The organism is Caulobacter sp. 73W (assembly GCF_041021955.1).
Taxonomy (GTDB): domain Bacteria; phylum Pseudomonadota; class Alphaproteobacteria; order Caulobacterales; family Caulobacteraceae; genus Caulobacter.
The window spans coordinates 1727467-1747057 of record NZ_CP158375.1; the positions used below are offsets into that span (position 1 = coordinate 1727467).

A 19591-nucleotide genomic window follows, 5' to 3' on the forward strand; every position below is an offset into this window, starting at 1 on the left:
TGCTCATCGGGTCGCGGGCGCGCAAGCGGGTGATCCTCGCCGCCAACGCAGCAGCCCTGTCCCTTCGTCTCCATCCCGGCATGGCCGCGGCTCAAGCACGCGCGCTTTGCGCCGAGCTCGTCGCGCATGACGCCGATCCCGCGGACGATGCAAGAGCGCTCGACCGCCTCGCTCTTTGGGCGCTGAGGCTTTACTCGCCAATCGTCGCCGCCGATCCGCCCGACGGTCTGGTGCTGGACGTCACCGGCGCATCGCACCGCTATGGTGGCGAGGCTGGCCTGCTCGACGACATGCTGCGCCGGCTTGCCGCCAGCGGCTTCGCCGCCCGGGCCGCCCTCTCCGGAACCTGGGGCTCGGCGCACGCGCTGGCGCGCTACGTCGCCCACCCGATGGTCATTGTGACGTCCGAAGAGAGCGGCCGCGCCATTGCCCACCTGCCGACGCGAGCTCTTCGCCTGAGCGCCGAGATGGTCGAGGGCCTTGGCAAGATGGGCATCGACCAGATCGCCGAGATCGAGACCAAGCCGCGCGCGCCGCTAGCCTTGCGGTTCGGGCCTGAGCTCACTCGCCGGCTGGACCAGGCTTATGGCCGAACAGGCGAGCCGATCCACCCGATCGACGCGCCGGAATTGATCCATGTGCGCCGCGCCTTCGCCGAACCCATCGGCGCGCCAGAGACGCTCGCCCGCTATACCGGCAAGTTGGTGGAGGCGCTGTGCCAGGCCCTGGAGACGCAGGGCCTCGGCGCGCGCATCCTCGATCTCTATTTCCACCGGGTCGACAGCCGCATCGAGGCGGTCCGGGTGGCCATGGCCAGACCCGTGCGCGACGCAAGGCGCATGACGCGCCTGCTTTGCGACAGGCTGGAGACCGTCGATCCGGGCTTTGGTGTCGAGACCATGGTGCTAGGCGCGCCGGCGACTGAGCGCCTGGAGTGGAAGCCGGTGGCCAACGATCTTACGCAGGCCCCCGCACCGGACGTCTCCGACCTGATCGACACGCTGGCCAATCGTCTGGGGCCCGGCCGGCTCTATCGCGTGGCGCCCGCCCAGAGCGATGTGCCGGAGCGATCGTTTCGCAAGCTCGCCCCAACAGCGCCGCCTACTGGCGAGACCTGGCCGATCCAGTGGCCGCGTCCGACGCGGCTCCTGCCCCATCCCGAGCCGATCGAGGCCATGGCGCTGTTGCCGGACCAGCCTCCAGCCTCGTTCACTTGGCGCGGTGTACGGCGCCGGGTTCGCAGGGCCGATGGGCCGGAACGGATCTTCGGGGAATGGTGGCGGCGCGACGGCGAGGTCGATGCGGTGCGCGACTACTTCCAGCTCGAAGACGAGGCTGGCGAGCGGTTCTGGGTCTTCCGGCGTGGCGACGGAGAACTAGCGAAAACAGGCGACTTGAGTTGGTGGATGCACGGTGTGTTTGCGTAGTAAATCTGTCATCAAAAACCTACCAGCTCGCTAGAATTTATCTTGCAATCCGCTGCTCCCCACGCAAACCTCAACCACCAGCAGTTGTGGGCCCCTCACCTATGCGCTTTGCGATGATCGCCGCAATGACGGTGGCATGCCTTCTATCGGGGTGCGACCGCCATAGCCCCGAGCAGCGCCGCCTGTTCGAGTACTCCAAACGATATGTCGCCGTTGCTGACGGCACTGGCGAGCGAGTCTCGATCGCCCGCGTCGCGCTGAGCGATGACCGCCGTATTGTCTGCGGCATGGCTAGATTTGCTCGGGGTCGGATCAGCCCATTCTTGATCAGTTCTTCAAGTCCCTATCCCCAAGGCCAGCCCAATCGCATCGTCGTGCAACGCTCGATCGACTACGCGAAGAATAAGAGTCTAGCGCGAACAGAGTCCTCGAAGGCGCTCGGAGAGATAATGCATACGTGCCTGCGCGCTGGAATAGATGTTCATGCAAGCTCTCGGAAAAAAATGAAATTCGATAAAAGTATAATTGACTCATAAATACCACCCGTGATTGCATGTTGATGCACATCAACTGCAATAGGGTACCAGTTTATGTCACCTGTTATTCCACAGTACGGACGATTTGGCGGAAATCAGGATAACGATGCTTGGGAACAAGCTGATCGTTGGGCCAGCCTTGTTTATGCCGGTTTGGATCCTGAGAAACATCGAGGCGGAGGCCCGGAATCTGGGACTCTCCCGATGCCGGAAGATCTTGGCATCCAGCGTGTGACGCTGGCGCGCTCAGTCCAAAACCGCGAAATCGTCAAGCAAGTGCTTGATATTATCGACCGCAAACCTGTGAACGACGGCGATAACGGGTTCCAGAACCACGACCTTGGCTACGCTGGCGACGACATCGCCGGCAATGTCGCGAACAACATCCAGATGGGCGTCAGCGTCTATCAGGCGCTCTTGAGCGGCTCCTACCAGATTGACTGGTACGGTTACGCCTATGGTGCCGCTTCGATCCCCTTCATCGCCGGGGTCGGATCGGCCTTCAACGCCGTCCAGGCAGTCGTCAATGAAGCTAAGGGAGGCAATGACTTCGAAGTTGAGGAGGTCATCGTCACCTATAAGAACACTGGCTGGAACGTTGAGCTGACCGATCTTGGAATGACCCTCGTCAATGCGGTGGGAGACACCCTTTCGAACGTCGCCGAGTATGCGACGGCGGGCTGGAACTCCTTGGCCGGCGCCATGGGCACCGCCATCGGGAACATCGGGGATGCCTTGGGGTCCTTCTTTGGATGGATCCGGGACCGCTTGAACGACGATATGAGGCTAACGCCGACGCTGATCTACGGCGAGCACGACGATGTCCTACCGACCTTCCACACGATTGAAGCCGGCCAAGCTTTGACGGTGAATGAGCTGCTTATGCTCAACACCAACCGTGATCATATTCTAAACCTCGAGGACGCACCGTTCCTCAAGCTTGGCATAGGAGCGGACACGAACAGCGATGGGGTCGTCGCGATCAATGAGATCACCGCTTTCACTTCCGAGGACTCGCTGGATCTGGAAGAGCCTCTACCAGGCACGATCTATGCTCACGCCACCATTGTCTACGTGACCAACGACTCCCCTCTCGTCAGCCTGGCGGGACGTGGTCAAACAGAGTTTGTTTCAGCCTTCGGCGACTAAGTCGTTGAGGGGAGTGGCGGCGCCGCTCCCCTCCGATACCCTAGACTCTGCAATCGAGAACATTTAGCGAACATGGCGAAGGTCCGCCATGTCCGCTCGCTACATTGAACTGCAGACCACTTCCCACTTCTCGTTCCTGAGAGGCGCCTCATCCTGCGAGGAGCTTTTCAGCCAAGCGGCGCTTTGCGGCGTTGAAGCTCTAGCAATCGTTGACCGCAACTCTCTGGCCGGGATCGTGCGCGCCCATGAAGCGGCCAAGCTCACAGGCGTGCGCCTCATCGTCGGCTGCCGCTTGGATTTGATCGACGGAACCGGCCTCCTCGTCTACCCGACCGATCGCCCCGCCTATGCGCGTCTGTGCCGCCTCCTGTCCCTAGGCAAGCGCCGCGCCGGCAAAGCCGAATGCCATCTCGATTGGACAGACCTCGCCGGCTTTGCAGAGGGCCTGATCTGCGTCCTCGTCCCTGACGCGGCCGACGAGGCCTGCGCCATCCGCCTTCGGCGAGCCAAGCAGACTTTCACCGCCGGCGCCTATCTGGCGCTCACCCTGCGTCGTCGTCCTGGCGACGCCCTGCGGCTGCACAAGCTATCCAATCTCGCTGCCGCGGCCGGCGTCCCCACCGTCGTCACCAACGACGTGCTTTTCCATGAGCCGTCGCGGCGCCTGCTGCAGGACGTGGTCACCTGCATCCGCCATGGCTGCACCATCGATGAGCTGGGTTTCCGTCGCGAACGCCATGCCGACCGCTACCTCAAACCCGCCCACGAGATGCACCGGCTGTTCGCCAAATACCCTGAGGCCCTGGCTCGAACGGTAGAGATCGCTGACCGCTGCCGGTTCAACCTCGATGAGCTGGCCTATCAGTATCCCGATGAGGTCTCGGACCCAGGGATGACCGCCCAGCAAACTCTGGAGGCCCTGACCTGGGAAGGCGCGGCGCGGCGCTATCCCTACGGCTTGCCGGACAAGGTCGCAGCCGCCCTTCGCCACGAACTCACCCTGATCGAGCGGCTCGACTACGCCCCCTACTTCCTGACGGTGAACTCCATCGTCCGCTACGCCAGGAGCCAGGACATCCTTTGCCAGGGCCGCGGCTCCGCGGCCAATTCGGCGGTCTGCTATGTGCTTGGGATCACCTCCATCGATCCTGAGCGCAACGACCTGCTCTTCGAGCGCTTCATCTCCGAAGAGCGCCGCGAGCCGCCCGACATCGATGTCGACTTCGAACATGAGCGCCGCGAGACGGTCATGCAGTGGGTGTTCGACCACTATGGCCGCGACCGCGCCGCCCTTTGCTCCACCGTCATCCGTTACCGCTCCAGGGGAGCCATCCGAGATGTCGGCAAAGCGCTGGGCCTGCCGGAAGACATGACCAAGGCGCTGTCGTCGCAGATCTGGTCGTGGTCCACCGAAGGCATCGAGCCCAAACACGCCAAGGAGCTGAACTTCGATCTTGGCGATCGGCGCCTTCGCCTCACCCTGGATCTAGCGCGCCAACTGCACGGCGCGCCGCGTCACCTGTCGCAGCATCCGGGCGGCTTTGTCCTCACCCACGACCGGCTCGACGAGCTTGTCCCGATTGAGCCGGCCGCCATGGCAGACCGTCAGGTGATCGAGTGGGACAAGGACGACATCGAGAGCCTGAAGTTCATGAAGGTCGATTGCCTGGCGCTGGGCATGATGAGCTGCATGAAACGCGGCCTGGATCTGCTGCGCGAGCACAAGGGGATCGATCTGGATTTGGCGACCATCCCGCCTGAGGATCCCAAGACCTACGCCATGATCCGCAAGGCCGACACGCTGGGGGTCTTCCAGATCGAGAGCCGGGCCCAGATGGCCATGCTGCCGAGGATCAAGCCTCGGACCTTCTATGACCTGGTCATCGAGGTTGCGATCGTGCGCCCCGGCCCCATCCAGGGCGACATGGTCCATCCCTATCTTCGCCGTCGCGAGGGCAAGGAGCCGGTGACCTACCCCAAGCCCGAGCTTGAGAAGGTTCTGGGCAAGACGCTTGGCGTGCCCCTCTTCCAGGAGCAGGCCATGCGGGTGGCCATCGAATGCGCCGGGTTCACGCCGTCAGAAGCCGACCAGCTTCGCCGCGCCATGGCCACCTTCAAGTTCACCGGCGGGGTCAGCCACTTCAAGGACAAGCTGGTCGGCGGCATGGTCGAGCGTGGCTATTCGCAAGACTTCGCCGAACATACCTTTGGCCAGCTCGAAGGGTTCGGCTCCTACGGCTTTCCAGAAAGCCATGCGGCGTCTTTCGCCTTGATCGCCTACGCGTCCTCGTGGCTCAAACGCCATCACCCGGACGTCTTTTGCGCGGCGCTGCTCAACGCTCAGCCCATGGGCTTCTATGCGCCGGCCCAGATCGTCCGCGACGCCCGCGAGCACCAGGTGGAGGTGCGCCCGGTGTGCATCAACGCATCGCGATGGGACTGCACGCTTGAGCCCATCGGACAGACCGGACGCTTCGCCGTTCGCCTGGGCCTTCGCCAGGTGAAGGGTCTATCCAACAAGGACGCCGCCGCCATCGTCGCGGCCCGCCAGGACCGCGCGTTCGGCTCGGTCGACGACGTGTGGCGACGCTCAGGCGTTCCGGCGGCAAGCTTGGTGCGCATCGCCGAGGCCGATGGATTTCTACCCAGCCTAAAGCTTGCCCGCCGCGAAGCGCTATGGGCCATCAAGGCCTTGCGCGATGAGCCCCTGCCCCTCTTCGCGGCGGCCGCCGCCAAAGAGCAGCAGCTGATCCCCGAACTGGTGGAGCCGGCCGTCGCCCTAAAACCCATGACCGCAGGCCGTGAGGTGGTGGAGGACTACGGCCATCTCGGGCTCACCCTTCGCGACCACCCACTCGCCTTTCTTCGAGGAGATCTGGCGAAGGATCGCTACGTCACCTGCAAGGCGGCGTCCGACGCTAAGGACGGCCGATCGATCAAGGCCGCTGGACTGGTGCTGATCCGCCAGATGCCAGGCTCGGCCAAGGGCGTGATGTTCATCACCATCGAGGACGAGACCGGCGTGGCCAATCTGGTCATCTGGCCCACCCTCTATGAGAAGCAGCGAAGGATCATCCTCACCGCCTCCATGCTTGGGGTGGACGGCCGCATCCAGCGCGAGGGCGAGGTTGTCCACCTGGTCGCCTACCAGCTCTTTGATCTTTCCGAACAGTTGGCCAGCGTCGGCGAACGCGGCGGCGCCTTCCCCTGCCCCATGGCAGGGGCGATGAGTTCGCGCGAGGTCCCTCAGCGCCCGATCCAAGGGATGGACCTCGTCACCCCAGGGCCCGCGACATCTACATCCCCGACCTGCATATCGACACGATCAAGCAAAAGACGCGGGACTTTCGGTGACATCGAAGATGCAGCGCAGGATTTGGGCAAGCACTGGCGGGTGAGCGCTAGGGCCTGATGCGCATTGCGCCCCAGCGCCAGAAAACTGATCCGATGCGGGCCGCATTAATACGCAAATGGTTCCAGACGGCAGATACTGGATTGCCCGCCACTTGGCGTTTATTGCCAATTACTCTTCGAAAAGTCGGGCGACGAGCATCACCATAGCGCGCCATTCCTCTGCTGCTGGCGGCCAGCCTTGCGGGCGGCGTCAATACTCGTCCGCTGAACAGCAATCTAGGCGCCAGGTTTGAGAACCACCTTGATGCAACCGTCCTGCTTGTCGCGGAAGGTCTTGTACATCTGGGGGGCCATCGAGAGGGGCTCGACGTGCGTGATCACAAAGCTGGGGTCGATCTGACCCTCCTCGATCCGCCGAAGAAGATCGTCCGTCCATCGCTTCACATGAGTTTGGCCAGCGCGGATGGTCAGACCCTTGTTCATCAGCGCACCCATGGGGATCATGTTGGAGAGCCCGCCATAGACGCCGGGGATGGAGACAATCCCCGCGGCCTTACAGGCCATAATCGCCTCCCGAAGGGCCACCGGCCGCTCAGTCTCCAGCTTCATCGCCGCCTGCATTCGGTCGATCCACTCAAGGGCCGGTGTTGGCCCGTGGGCCTCCAGACCGACGGCGTCGATGCATTTTTCCGGGCCGTGGCCGCCGGTCATCTCCTTGAGGGTAGGAATGACTTTCGACTGACTGCGGTCGAGAACTTCAGCGCCAAGCCCGCGCGCCTTTTCCAGCCGCTCGGGGATGTCATCGATGGCGATGACCCGCTTTGCGCCCATCACCAGCGCCGACTGGATGGCGAACAGACCGACGGGGCCGCAGCCCCAGACAGCCACCGTGTCTGTCTCTTGGATGTCGGCGAACGCCGCAGCCTGCCACCCGGTTGGCCAGATGTCGCTTAGAAAGAGATACTTCTCATCAGGACCGGTCTGCGGAACCTTGATGACCGTCGTGGCGGCGAAGGGGACGCGCATGTACTCCGCTTGGCCTCCCGCATAGCCGCCAGTGATATGGGAGTAGCCAAACAGACCCGCCGTCGTGTCACCGAAAAAAGCCTTGGCTAAATCGGCATTGCGGTTGGTGCGCTGACACACCGAGAAGTTTCCTGCCCGGCATTGGTCGCACTCGCCGCAGATCATCTGAAAGGGGACGACCACACGGTCGCCGACCTTCAGGCCAAGCGCCTTGGCTTCAGCGCCGACCTCGACGACTTCGCCCATCGGCTCGTGCCCCATGACATCGCCAGGGCACATCGTCGGCACGAAGCCATTCATCAGGTGCAAGTCCGAACCGCAGATGCAGGTGGAGGTAACGCGGATGATGGCGTCCTTCGGGTCCTGAATGATCGGGTCGGGGACCTCTTCACAGCGGAGATCCTTCTTACCTTGCCAACAGATCGCTTTCATCACCGCCTCCTAGGCGCAGTTGCGCTTGACGTCGGTCATCCGCCAGGCGGCGACCAGATCCAAAACGGTCACTCCAAGGACGACCGCCATGGCCAACCTGGCGTTCCCGCGCTTTGGGTTGGAGCGACGAACCGCATGACTGAGGACAGCGATGTCGAAAACATCGCCAAGCACTCGCGCCCAAAGCGCGCTGGCCTTGGTCGGGTCGGACGCCAGGGCGACGCCGGTGGCCATTTCGCGAGCGCCGAAAACCAGGCGCGTCGTCTGCGCAGAGCTGCGCAAACCGAGGAAACGGTTGACGCTGCGCGGCGCAAGAAGGCCCCAGAGTCCCAGGCCGATGGCGTTCTGCCCAAGGCCCATCGAGATTTGCGGGCTCACAGCCGGCTTTGCACGAACCCGGTCGGTCGCCAGGGTGATCGCCTTGCCGCCGGGAAGTCGGAATGTGCGGTAGGGCGTGCCGGCGTTCAGCGCGGTCGCCGGCGCCTCCCAGGGACGGCTTTCGCTGGAGGAGGATGTCGCCGTTGCTGACTTGCGGCGGCGCGCATGCGTAGGGGGTTCAGAGGTCACGGGCTGCTCCACGACAAAGGGGTGCGGCCGTCAACCGGCGATGAAGCCGGTTAGTTCGTTTCTCGAAGCTCTATCTATCCAAATATCGAGATATCCGCGTCGCGCCCCCGCAAAGCCGTTGGCCGCAGTCCAAAGCTCGGCCGGAGGGCGTGCTCCGAGCTGAAAGAAACCTGTCGAATATCTGAGCTGTGCGAGCTGGGCGCTGAAGGAATGCGTGGCGCCCTCCTTCAACTGCGTCGCCTCAGGGAAATCTGATCGGCGCACAGCGCCCAGGCTTGCGCCGGCGCCTTACAGGTCGTGCAGACCCGGCCGGTGAGGCTCGACGACGAAAGTCTTCAAGGTGCTGATCCTCCCGCCCGGGGCGCTGACCTTGTCGATCACCTTCAAGGTTGTCCGCCACTGATCAGGACCAACGTCGAAGACCTGGTAGCCCCTCTGCTGGTTGTGAAGCTTCAGGTTCGGATTATGCCGCAGCAGCGGCGCCGACTTGGAAGCGTCCGCCGTTCCGTCCCCTTCCGAGGAGATCGACGTGGTCAAGAACTCCGTCGCGGCCGCTCGGCCGGCCGGCTCCGCGTCACGGGCGGGCACCACACCGACGTAGTGGTTGTGCGCATCCCCGCTGGCCACGACCACATTGGTCAGCCTGCGGGCCTCAATGGCCTCAACGAACCGACGGCGCGCCGCGGGGTAGCCGTTCCACGTGTCAGTAGATCGCGCGCTTAGACCGTTGGGGCCCTCGCGCAGCATCGGCATCATCATCACCTGCTGGGCCACCAAGTTCCACCGGTGAGCCCCGCTCATACCCTTGGCGAGCCAAGCCTCTTGTTCAGCGCCAAGCACGGTCGCCTGCTCGAAGTCTTCCGTCCGGCAAGGTCGGTCATCTGCGCTCATGCAAAGCTGGTCGGTGCGGTGGCTGCGAGTGTCGAGCACGTGCATGCGCACGAGACGGCCATAGTCCAGTCGTCGGTGAAATCTCGCCCCGCTTAGTCGAGGAAACTGAGCGCGGCGCACCGGCATGTGCTCGTACCAGGCCTGCAGGGCGGCCATCTTGCGCAGGGCGAAGACCTCGGACGGCGTGCCGTCCTGGTCGATCTCCTGGACCCAGTTGTTGTCGACCTCGTGGTCGTCGAAGGAGACGATGAAGGCGGCCGAGGCGTGGGCGGCGATCAGCTCCGGGTCCGATTTATAGAGGGCGTACCGCCGACGGTACTGATCGAGGCTGTAGAGCTCCTGGCCAAGATGGGCGCGTGCGCGCACCCGCCCATGCTCGTCGGCGGTTCCGACCGGCCGGCGCGCCGTCGCCTCGTAGATGTAGTCGCCATAGTGGAAGACCGCGTCGACCTCCTCTTCCTGGGCCAGATGCCGATAGGCGTCGTAGAAACCTGATTCATAGTTTTGGCAGCCGGCCACCGCGATACGGACGTTGCGCGGCTCGGCGCCAGCCGCAGGGGCCGTGCGGGCCGTCCCCGCCGGGCTGGCTTCTCCCGCGCCCACCCGGAACCGATACCAGTAGCGCCGCGCCGGTTTCAGCCCATCGACCTCCACATGAACCGCGTGAGCCAGTTCCGGCCGAGCGATGGCCTCCCCGCTCCGAGCGATCACGGCGAACCGCTCGTCCTCGGCCACCTCCCATTTCACCGTGACCGGCCGCGGCCCCATGCCGCCGGCCTCGGCGAACGGCTTGGGCGCCAGCCGCGTCCAGACGACGAACCCGTCTGGCCAAGGATCGCCAGCGGCCACCCCAAGGGTGAACGGATAGCCGTCGATCTTGGCCTGAGCCCACACATCGCTTGCGCGGCCAAGACCGGTCAGGAGGATCAGATTGCCGCCGGCCGTGAGCAGGCGTCGACGATCAAGCATTGTCATCAGTGGCTCGCCTAGGATCAGAACCTGGCCCGAAAGCCAAGCGAGGTGGTCACCCCGTACTTTTGGTAGTTGTCGCCAAGGTCGGGGCTGAGCCCGTTGGTGTCGACGGTGCGCACGAAGGGGCGGTCGAACAGGTTCTTGGCGAAGAAGAAGACCTCCCAGCCATCGCGCAGTTCGTAATTGGCGCTGAGGTTGGTCTCCGAGCGCGCCTGGATGACCATGCCGTTGGCGTTGTCTGGCTTCTCGTCGGACCAGACGGTGTTGAGGTTCAGGCTCAACCTGCCATGACGATAGAGGAGCGAGGCGGTCACCAGGTTCTTGGCCAGCCCCTCGACCAGCGCATCGGCGTCGTTGTGCGTGAACGAGCCGTTCAGCCGCAGCATGCCCCAGCCGTCCGGCAGGATGTCCAGGGCGCGGTTGAACTCCAGCTCCACGCCTCGGACGGTGACGGTGTTTTCCGGCGCCGAGCGGGTGGTGCGGAAGATGTAGCCGTCATAATCCCCGCCCCCATAGCCGAACTCTTCGGGGGTCAGATCCACCGACTGGAAGAGGCCTTTGATGCGGTTCTGAAAAAGGTTCACCGCGATCAGGCCGACCGGGTCGAAGTAGCGGACCAGACGGGCTGAAAAGTTATCCGACAGCTCTGGGCTCAGATTAGGGTTGGGCGCCGAGACGATCCCCATGACCTCGTTGACCGACCACACGCCCGCCAGATTGTCGATGCCGGGGCGACGGATGGTGCGGCTGTAGCCAAGCTGCAGGTCGGTGTCCTCGTCGAAGGCGTACTTCACCGAGGCGCTGGGAAAGAAGTAGTCGTAACTGCCCTTGCGATCGACGCGGGGCCGGGACTCGTACTGATACTTCAGCCCTTCGATCGTGTTCGCTCGCCCCGTCGCGGCGGTCGCCGCGTAGCCGGCGGCCAGAACCTCGGCATAGGTGCGCGCATCCGGCTCCTCGGCGCGGGTCTTGGTCTGCTCCCAGCGAAGCCCCGCCCTGACCGTCAACTTGTCGATCGGCGTGGAAGTCGCCATCGCATAGGCTGCGTTCATGTCTTCTTCGAAGTGACGGCGGTTGGCGATGAAGGCGGTGTAGTAATCGGCCGCGCTCAGAGAGGCGGCGAAGTACTGCGGATTTGTGCGGTAGAGCTCGCCGAGCGAATGAAGGTTGGGCGTGAAGACACTCGCCGCACCCGACCGCGTGCGCAGGAAAAAGTCGTTCTCGTCGAAGTTCAGCTCGAGCGGCGACTGGTGATCGGCCCAGAAGGCGGACGCGGCCACCGGACCTACATAATTGTACTTTTGACCTTCGCGCTCATTGCGAAAATCATAGACATTGCGGCCCAGCTTCGCGCCGCTCTTGAACGTCACCGGCATGTCCACGATCGTGGTGTCCCAGGTGAAGTTCAGCGCCGCGCCCGACAGTTCGCTTCGCGCGTAACGCCCGTCGTTCAAGTAGATGGTGGGCCGCGCGTAGCTTGCCGGATCGGCCCAGTCGGCGCCCGTCAGCTGGGTCACCGTCCAGTCGAACCGGTCAAGCGCATTGCGCTTGGCCGAATACGATCCAGCCGCCTGCAATGATCCGGCCGAATAGACCGAGCCGCGATAGCCCATCGGATCATAGCGGCTGGTTGATTCCGAATAGGAGGCCCAGCCATCGAGGCGATAGCTGTCGCCTTGAAGCTCGAACCTTGGATTTAGGGTCAGGCTGTCGCCGCGCTTGGCCACCGCCAGGAACTCGGTGTCGATCCGGGCGTTGGGATGGGTGGTGGTGAAATCGGCCAACGGATCGCCGGTGACCGCGCGTGCGCGATCCCCCGTCGTAAAGAGCCAGGAGCGCTGGCCCGACCAGGTGTCGGCCTCGTTGTAGAGGGCCGTCAGCGACAGGGTCAGGGCGTCGCTGGCGCGAAAGTCCAGGCTCAGCGAGCTGGCGCGGCGTTCGACCGTCTGGTTGATCTGCCGGGCGCGCATCGAGGTCAAAGTCACCGGCGCCGGGCTGGCGGCGGTTGGAACCTCGTTCCAGCCGGCGGTCATCATCTCGCGCTGGATATAGGCATTGGATTCGCTGAGGCTCACGACGACGCCCAGGCGACGGTCGAAGAACACATCGGAATATTCGATCTGGGCGCTGGGTAGGATGCGGGGCTGGCGGCCATCGCCCTTGTCGCCCGGCCCGCCGCGATAATCGTCCCAAAGGTCGTTCTGCGTCAGGCCGGAGATCTGGGCGATGATGCTGCGGCCCCGACGGTCGAAGGCGCGCTTGGTGCGCAGGTTAATGGTGCCGGCGGGCGCATTGGCGTCGACGTCGGCGCTGATTGTCTTAGAGATCTCGATGGCGTCGATGCTGCTCAGCGAGATCTGCTCGAAACTGAACCCGCGCGCATTGCTCACCGCCGCCCCGGCGTCGGCGCTGGCCAAGGCCACCCCGTTGACTGTGACCGAGGCGTAGTCGGACGGCAGGCCGCGCACCCGCACATAGCGCACCGTGCCGTCCAGAGCGTCGGAATCAACACCCGGCATGTTCTTGATGAACTCACCGACATTGCCTTCAGACACGTTGCCGAAGGCCTCCGAAGATAGGCTGTTGGTGATGTTCATCGATTGGCGCTGGCTCATGATCGCTCGCGCATCGCCGTCTCGCGCGGCCACGACGGTCAATTCCTCGACCGCGCCCGTCGTCGCCGTGCGCATTTCGATATCGCGCTCGATGGACTGGCCGCCGGCCAGCTCAACCATCACCCGGGCGTCCTGATAGCCGGCGTAGCGCACGAGAATCTCGACCGGACCGGCCGCCACGCCGCTGGCGCGGTAGCCTGAGCCATCCTCATTTCCCGCCGCGCGCCAGGCTCCGTCGGCGCCGCGCACCATCACGTCGGCGTTGCGAAGGTACTCGCCGCTGGCGGGATCCAGGATGCGCCCGCTGACCGCGCCGACGCCGGCCGCGACCGGCCTGGTGGAGCGTAAGGTGAGCATCGAGCCGTTGTCGGAGGCGATGCTGAGCGGCGTGCCTTCCAGCAGTTGGCGAAGGGCTGCGCGGGTATCCATCTCGCCGATCACGGCGCGGGTTCGCACCCCGTTCAGGTCACGCGCCGGGGCGATGATCTGGAGCTGCGCCTGGCGGGCGAAAGCGGGCACGGCGGTCACCGCCGACTGGGCCGGGACATCGAACCGGCGCACCTGCGCATGGGCCTCAAGGCTGGCGCACACCACCGCCGCGGCGACGCCGCCGGCCAGGAAAGTCTTGTAGGAATTCATAATCTCTGCCCCCACGTCGCCAAAGGATGGACGCGACGTTCGAGGGCTAAGAGATTTGCGCGGGCGCTCTCCGCCACCCGTCACAAATCTTTATATGGGAGCGGCCGAGATGACGACCGTATCTCCACGCCGCGTGACGCTGGCGCCAAAGACCGAGGCCGCCGCGCGGCTGAACCCGACGGGATCGTTGGCGGCGAAGAGGCCGGTGATCGGCTCATCGGCGAGGGCCGCATCGACGATCACGATGCGAGGATCGCTGTAGCGCGAGAAGGCGCGCGCCGCCTGCCCCAGGCTCTCGCCCTGGAAGGCGATCTTGCCCTCGCGCCAAGCAAGATCGCGCGTGACCTCGTCAGCCAGGACGCGCAAGGGCTTGGCCTCCCCCGCAACCAGCGCCATGCGGGTCTGGGGGCCCAACTGCAGACTGCGCCCAGCCCCGCCTGGCGCCGACACCCCGCCCTCATTGACCAGGATCTCGACAGGCGCATCGTCCAGCCTGCGCACCCGAAAGGCGCCGCCGACCGTGGACAGCTGCGCGTCTCCAACCCCGATGACCAAGGGGCGATGAGGATCGCTCACCACGGTAAAATAGGCCTCGCCTTGCAAAAGCTCGATGCGACGTTGATCGCGGCCGTTGCGGATTTTGACGCGCGTCTGGGTGTTCAGGAGCACCGTCGAGCCATCGCCCAGCGGCACGAGCCGCATCTCGCCGCGCTCGGTGGCGTAGGCGCGCGGCGCCTGGAGGCCGAAGAACGCGGCGGCGCAGGCACCCGCGGTGCCGGCGGCGACCGCACCAGTCAGCAAGCCTCGTCGCGACACCCTTGGCTGCGACGCCCCGCCGAAGGCCGACGGCTCAAAGCCGTCCCCGAAGGCGGCGGCGGAGCGGCTGTTCATGGAGACGGCGTTGGCGCGCAGCATGGCGCCGGGACAGCGCCGATCGCTCGCCAGCCAAGCGTTGAAAGCTGCATTGTCACTTGCGGCCAGCGGCCCACGATCAAGCCTGGCGGCCCAATCGGCCGCCGCCGCGTCAATGCTTTGACTTGTTTCGCGGTCGGCCATGAAGGGCGGCGATCTCCGTTTGCCTAGGCTTAGAGGTTTGGGCGATGGCGTTTCCGCCATGCGCGGCCCACGCGATCAAGAGGCGAACGCCGCGAGCGATGTGCTTTTCCACGGTATTCTCCGACAGCTTCATGCGCGCGGCGATCTCGCGCTGCGACAGGCCGTGGATGCGCCGAAGGGTGAAGGCCTGTCTGGTCTGACCTGGCATCGCGGCGATAACTTCCCCCAGGCGACGAAGGTTGTCGCGGGCGATCGCCGTCGCCTCCGGCGACGGGGCGTCATCGGCGCCGGTGTCCATGATCAGGTCGTCCATGGCCTGGATGGAGACGATCCGGGCGCGCCTGATGTGGCGGACGACCAGCGAGTTGGCGACCTGAAAGAGATAAGCGCGCGGATAGGCGATGTCGGCGACCGTCTCGCGCTCCGCAAGGATCGTGTAGGTCTCCTGGACGATATCGTCGACTTCTACGCCCGTGTTGCGCTTACCGGCCAGCCACGAGCGCAAGGCCGGCTCGTGGGGCAGGATGCTGCGCATGAACCAGCGCGTTCGTTCTTCATCGACGGCAAACATGGCGCAGCCTGAATCTAGGTCGATCCGGCCCCTAGCGCATTTGCGCAGACAGTTTGATGACGCTCGAACGCCAAGCAGGCGGCAACCAAGCGCAGGTGGCTGAGGCGGCTAGGCGCCCCGCGCACCACCGAGCTCGCTCAGATCACGCCGTGCGGACCAACGCCCGCCAAACGTCCTACGCCGCCAAGCCATCGAACTTCAGCACGCCGGGCGCGCCGATAAGACCCACGTCGGTGCGCCCGGTCGTTGAAGGCTATCAGCCATCATGCGTGGCCTTGCGGGGAATTGCCGGCGCGGAGGCCTGAGAATTTCGCCTGAGAGGCCGTATCGACCTCCCAGATTCGTAAACGCCGTGCCGGGGCGCATGCCCTCTGCGAGGACAATCTGCGGGCTAATCTTGAAGCTGCTGACCAGCCTTACCCTCCAAGGTGCTGACCGCCGACGAGATCAACATGATAGGGGGGCGTTCCTTCGAAGCCCGAACTCGATGAAGTCGTGGGTCGCCTCGTAGTAGCGGCCCACCTTTGCCTCATATCCCGCCTGCATGATGTAGCCGATCATCGCAGCCTTGCCGCCAAGGTCGGAGCCTGCGAAGGCGTCGAAGTAGCCCTCTTGGCTGGTGATCCACGCGAGCGCCGCGTCGACGTTGATCCCCGCCGCGCGCGCGGCCTCAACGCCGATCACGAGGTCGTAAGCCAGGCGTACGGACGCCGCGAAATCCAGGGCGCCAAACTTGGCCTCAAAGGCGGCGCGGCCTTCCCCCTGGACGCCGAGATTGACCGCGAAGTTGATGAACCGGTTCACCTCGTTGAAGCGAGCATAATAGGGGTCGGTCAGATCGTTGGCGTTGGAGGGGCTATCGATCAGCCAAGTCATCCCGCCTTGGGTCGGCGTGCGACCAGTGAAGAACTGGTAGGCCTGGAGGGCGACCGCCGAGGTTGGCGCCGAAAGCTCCACCACCCCGTCGATAAGCGCATCGCGGGTGATCGCGCCGGATTCAAAACGGGCGATCAGGGACGCAAGCCTGGCCGCCGCCTCGAAGGCGGGATTTGGGACACTTGAACCGTCGGGCAGAACGATGTTGCTGGTAATGGCCTTGGCGGAATTCAGCGCGAAACCGCAGACCGTCGTGAAGATGTCGCGGATTTGCGGCCCAGTGAGGACGGGCTCCTCAGGAGCCGGCGGCGGCGTCCATGCCATATTGACGCTTCCCGAAACGCCATCGTTTCCGGCAAGGTCGGTGTAACCGCCAGCGACCACCGCCACCGAGCTGGTGTTCGCGGAGGCGGTGAAGACGGCCGAATAGACGCGCGAGTTGGCGGTGGGTGCAAAGCCGCTGAGCGATCCACCCGTGACCGACACATCAGCGACGCTGAACCCTTGGGGGTTTTCGTCGAAAGTGAAGGTGATGTTGGCGGTCTGGCCGGGCTCCAGGTCCGCCTGACTGGTGCTTACGGTCACCGAGGGCGCGACAGTGTCGAAGATATAGGCCGCCTCGAACGCCCCGCCGTTGTTGCCTGCCGCATCGCTTACGCGAACCTTCAAGGTGTCAGACTGGGTCAGCTGGACGCCTGCCAGGCTCCAGGTGTTGGAGCCTGTGGACGCCGACGCCACGTCCCAGCTTGCGCCATCGTCCAGGCTGACTTCAACGTATTCGCCAGCGGCAAGGCTGGCGCTCAGAGTGCCCGACAGGGTTTGGCCTTGCGCACGGGTCACGAGGTCGGCGCCCGAGGCGCCCGTGTCGTTTGAAAAGGCCACTGCGACGCCCGTCGTCGTCGGCGCTGTCGTATCCAAGACATAGGCGGCCGCAAGAGCGGCGCCCCCATTGCCAGCCAGGTCGTTCACCCGCACCCGAAACGTCCCCGAGCCCGATAGGGTGACGTCGCGAGACCAACTGGTCCCCGTTGTCGTGGCGGCCATCCAGCTACCGCCGTTGTCAAGCGAGACCTCGACGAATTCACCGGCCGCCAAAGGTACCGAGAGACTCCCAGTGAGGGTCTGGGCCGCTATACTTGTGATGAGATCGCTCGAGGAGACGCCGGCATCCTGGGATATCTGAACCGATTGCGGGCTTGAGCTGGGCGCGGTCGTGTCGAGCACGTAGTCGCGGCTGAAGACTTCGCCGGGATTGCCCGCCGCGTCGACGACCCGAACCTGCAGGGTGTCAGAGCCAGTCAGGACGACACCGCTCAGGGTCCAGCCGGTTCCGGCGGCGATCGCAGTCGCCCAGCTGCCGCCATCGTTAAGCGAGACTTCGACGTGCTCACCCCCTGCAAGCGTGGCCGATAGCAATCCCGAGACGGTCTGCGTCGCGGTCTTGGTCACAAGATCGGAGGGGTTCGAGCCGGTGTCGCTGGAAAACACGACGGACACCGCCTTGTTTGTCGGCGAGGTGGTGTCCACGAGCACGCCGCTAAGCCCGCCGATGTTGTTCAGCGTCAAGGCTGCGGCGTTGCCAGCCGTGTCGCGGATCGTGCCGCTGTTGAGCGCGATGGAACCACCGAGGGCGACGCCGTTGGTGTCTGCATCGCCAGATTGAACCGTATAGCGGAAGACGAGCGCGCTGGTCCCGCTGCCGCTGACGTAAGTCGCCTGACGCGTCCCGCCGATATCAAGCGTCAAAGACAGGGCCGGCGTGCCGTTCGTGGTGTCGACCGTGACCGCCTCGTTGAAGTTCACGGTGAAGTCCAGCGAACTGCCCGCGCGGTAGCTTGAGTTTGCGGGGACGATTACCGATGTGGCGGCAGGAGCGGTATGGTCGAGTGTGTAGCTTTGGCCGCTCGTGAAGCCGCTAGCGATGGCCCCTCCGCTGGAGGCGGCGATGCCTGTGCCGCTCGATTTTAAATCCAGTCGAAGAGTGCCGTCGCCCGAAACCGACCCGACGGTGACGGTGTATACGCCGCCGCTGCCGGTGACGTTGTTGATGACGCCGTCGGCCGTTCCTGTTGCTGTGAGGACGAAATCGCCCGCGTCTACGCCGGTTACGGACTGGTCGAAAGTCACAGTGTAGCTGGCTGACGTCGCGTTGGTCACCTCGGCGCCGACACGTTGGATGGATTTGACGTACGGCCGACCATCGACAAGTACGTTTGCCGTCGAGCCGACATTGTTCAGCGTCAGGACGGCTGCGTTTCCGACAAGATCGGTGAGAGTGCCGTTTGTCGCCATCTCAACGATGGTCACGCCCGTCAGGTCGAGCCCGGTGGATCTGACGGTGTAGGTGAAGGTGAGTGAAGAACTTGTACTTAGAAGAGCGTCGAGGGTGGCGTAGGCGGAGCCGCTTGAATCGAGGCTGAACGTCAAAAAAGGCCATTGGCCCCCATACTGGACCGGCTCATCGAAGTTCACGGTGAAGGCAAGCTCGTCGCCGGTGCGATAGGTGCCATTCTGAGGAGCCGTTACACTGGTGACCTTTGGAGGGGTCCGATCAATTGTCCAAAAGTCCCCTGACTGCATCGACACGCCCGCCACCGGCAGCGTGCCCGCGGTTGTAACGATGTCGGTGCCGTTTTTCAGCTCGAGCCCAAAGGTCCCATCCGCAGTGGCGGTGATCGGTACGATCCAGACCCCTGGCCCGTCGCCGGAGAGCGGTGTTGGGGTTCCGATCGTGGCGCTTCCGGTGCCAAGCAAGGCGAAGTCATCAGCGCTGACATTAGATACCGCCTCACCAAAGTTCACATAGAACTGGACGGAGTTTTGGTTGTTCGTCTGCTGATGCGCTTGCATTCGAACGATCGTCACGGCCATGAGCGCATTCCCCCCAGTCTGGTTGGCATCGGGCGCCTGGCAAGTCGAACACAGCGTCGCGTTACAAAAGCCCCCTTCGATAGCTAACCGATCGCGCCGCGGTATTCACGCCCCAATTGGAGATGGGGCGTACGGCGGCGGAAAGGGGACAAGCGGCGCCGGTTTCACGCTGGATGAATAGCTACGCCGTGCGGAAGGGGTCGGGCGGGATGCGGGCGATGACCTTGATCTCAAAATCAAAGCCCGCCAGCCAGGTGACGCCCACCGCCGTCCAGTTGGGATAGGGCTCGATAGGAAAGACTTCGCTCTTGACCTTCATCACCACCGCAAATTGATGCTTGGGATCGGTGTGGAAGGTCGTCACATCGACGATGTCATCCAGCCCGCATCCGCCAGCCTTCAGTGTCGCCTCCAGATTGACGAAGGCCCTGCGCACCTGAGCCTCGAAGTCAGGTTCGGGCGAGCCGTCCTCGCGGCTGCCGACCTGCCCGGAGACAAAGAGCAGGTCGCCCGATCGGATCGCCGCCGAATAGGTCTGGGCGGCATAGAGATCCTGCCTGCCGGCGGGGAAGACTGCGTCGCGTTGGCCCATGGGTCGTCCTTCTCTGA

General features: G+C 64.1%; 11 protein-coding genes. 3 read left to right on the forward strand and 8 right to left on the reverse strand.

All coding sequences use genetic code 11. The features are described from left to right. Positions 1–29 precede the first annotated feature (29 nt). The 3 genes from ABOZ73_RS08200 (at position 30) to ABOZ73_RS08210 (ending at position 6524) form a co-directional block, all read left to right on the forward strand. Complete coding sequence (locus ABOZ73_RS08200; RefSeq protein WP_369062242.1) at positions 30–1427, forward strand: DNA polymerase Y family protein; 1398 nt, start codon at positions 30–32, stop codon at positions 1425–1427. A 740-nt stretch (positions 1428–2167) separates the two neighbouring features. Continuing rightward, positions 2168–3112, forward strand: coding sequence for a hypothetical protein (locus ABOZ73_RS08205; protein WP_369062244.1), 945 nt, complete (start codon positions 2168–2170; stop codon positions 3110–3112). 88 nt (positions 3113–3200) lie between these two features. Then, positions 3201–6524, forward strand: a complete 3324-nt coding sequence (locus ABOZ73_RS08210) for an error-prone DNA polymerase (RefSeq protein ID WP_369062246.1) — start codon at positions 3201–3203, stop codon at positions 6522–6524. 218 nt (positions 6525–6742) lie between these two features. On the opposite strand, the gene ABOZ73_RS08215 is transcribed toward ABOZ73_RS08210, so the two are convergent. From ABOZ73_RS08215 to ABOZ73_RS08250, 8 genes are all read right to left on the reverse strand, one after another. Beyond that, positions 6743–7924 (reverse strand): zinc-dependent alcohol dehydrogenase, encoded by a 1182-nt coding sequence (locus tag ABOZ73_RS08215; protein ID WP_369062248.1) that lies wholly within the window; start codon positions 7922–7924, stop codon positions 6743–6745. A gap of 9 nt (positions 7925–7933) precedes the next feature. Beyond that, a complete protein-coding gene (locus ABOZ73_RS08220; protein ID WP_369062250.1) occupies positions 7934–8491 on the reverse strand; it encodes a hypothetical protein in 558 nt (185 codons plus the stop codon). A gap of 288 nt (positions 8492–8779) precedes the next feature. Further along, positions 8780–10357: an alkaline phosphatase gene (locus ABOZ73_RS08225; protein ID WP_369062252.1), complete on the reverse strand. Its 1578-nt coding sequence runs from the start codon at positions 10355–10357 to the stop codon at positions 8780–8782. A gap of 17 nt (positions 10358–10374) precedes the next feature. Beyond that, positions 10375–13608: a TonB-dependent receptor gene (locus tag ABOZ73_RS08230; protein ID WP_369062254.1), complete on the reverse strand. Its 3234-nt coding sequence runs from the start codon at positions 13606–13608 to the stop codon at positions 10375–10377. 90 nt (positions 13609–13698) lie between these two features. Then, positions 13699–14724, reverse strand: a complete 1026-nt coding sequence (locus tag ABOZ73_RS08235; protein WP_369062256.1) for a FecR family protein — start codon at positions 14722–14724, stop codon at positions 13699–13701. After that, positions 14633–15199, reverse strand: a complete 567-nt coding sequence (locus ABOZ73_RS08240) for an RNA polymerase sigma factor (RefSeq protein WP_369062258.1) — start codon at positions 15197–15199, stop codon at positions 14633–14635. The genes ABOZ73_RS08235 and ABOZ73_RS08240 overlap by 92 nt, the downstream gene beginning before the upstream one ends. Positions 15200–15682: 483 nt before the next feature. Then, positions 15683–18982: an Ig-like domain-containing protein gene (locus tag ABOZ73_RS08245; RefSeq protein ID WP_369062260.1), complete on the reverse strand. Its 3300-nt coding sequence runs from the start codon at positions 18980–18982 to the stop codon at positions 15683–15685. Between the two features lie 181 nt (positions 18983–19163). Then, positions 19164–19574, reverse strand: coding sequence for a RidA family protein (locus tag ABOZ73_RS08250; RefSeq protein WP_369062262.1), 411 nt, complete (start codon positions 19572–19574; stop codon positions 19164–19166). Positions 19575–19591: the final 17 nt, after the last annotated feature.

Excerpts from the sequence above, each read along its gene's own strand:
- ABOZ73_RS08205 (WP_369062244.1), top strand. The coding sequence starts at position 2,168 with ATGCCGGAAGATCTTGGCATCCAGCGTGTGACGCTGGCGCGCTCAGTC.
- ABOZ73_RS08210 (WP_369062246.1), top strand. The coding sequence starts at position 3,201 with ATGTCCGCTCGCTACATTGAACTGCAGACCACTTCCCACTTCTCGTTC.
- ABOZ73_RS08215 (WP_369062248.1), bottom strand. The coding sequence starts at position 7,924 with ATGAAAGCGATCTGTTGGCAAGGTAAGAAGGATCTCCGCTGTGAAGAG.
- ABOZ73_RS08225 (WP_369062252.1), bottom strand. The coding sequence starts at position 10,357 with ATGACAATGCTTGATCGTCGACGCCTGCTCACGGCCGGCGGCAATCTG.
- ABOZ73_RS08230 (WP_369062254.1), bottom strand. The coding sequence starts at position 13,608 with ATGAATTCCTACAAGACTTTCCTGGCCGGCGGCGTCGCCGCGGCGGTG.
- ABOZ73_RS08235 (WP_369062256.1), bottom strand. The coding sequence starts at position 14,724 with ATGGCGGAAACGCCATCGCCCAAACCTCTAAGCCTAGGCAAACGGAGA.
- ABOZ73_RS08240 (WP_369062258.1), bottom strand. The coding sequence starts at position 15,199 with ATGCGCAGCATCCTGCCCCACGAGCCGGCCTTGCGCTCGTGGCTGGCC.
- ABOZ73_RS08245 (WP_369062260.1), bottom strand. The coding sequence starts at position 18,982 with ATGGCCGTGACGATCGTTCGAATGCAAGCGCATCAGCAGACGAACAAC.
- ABOZ73_RS08250 (WP_369062262.1), bottom strand. The coding sequence starts at position 19,574 with ATGGGCCAACGCGACGCAGTCTTCCCCGCCGGCAGGCAGGATCTCTAT.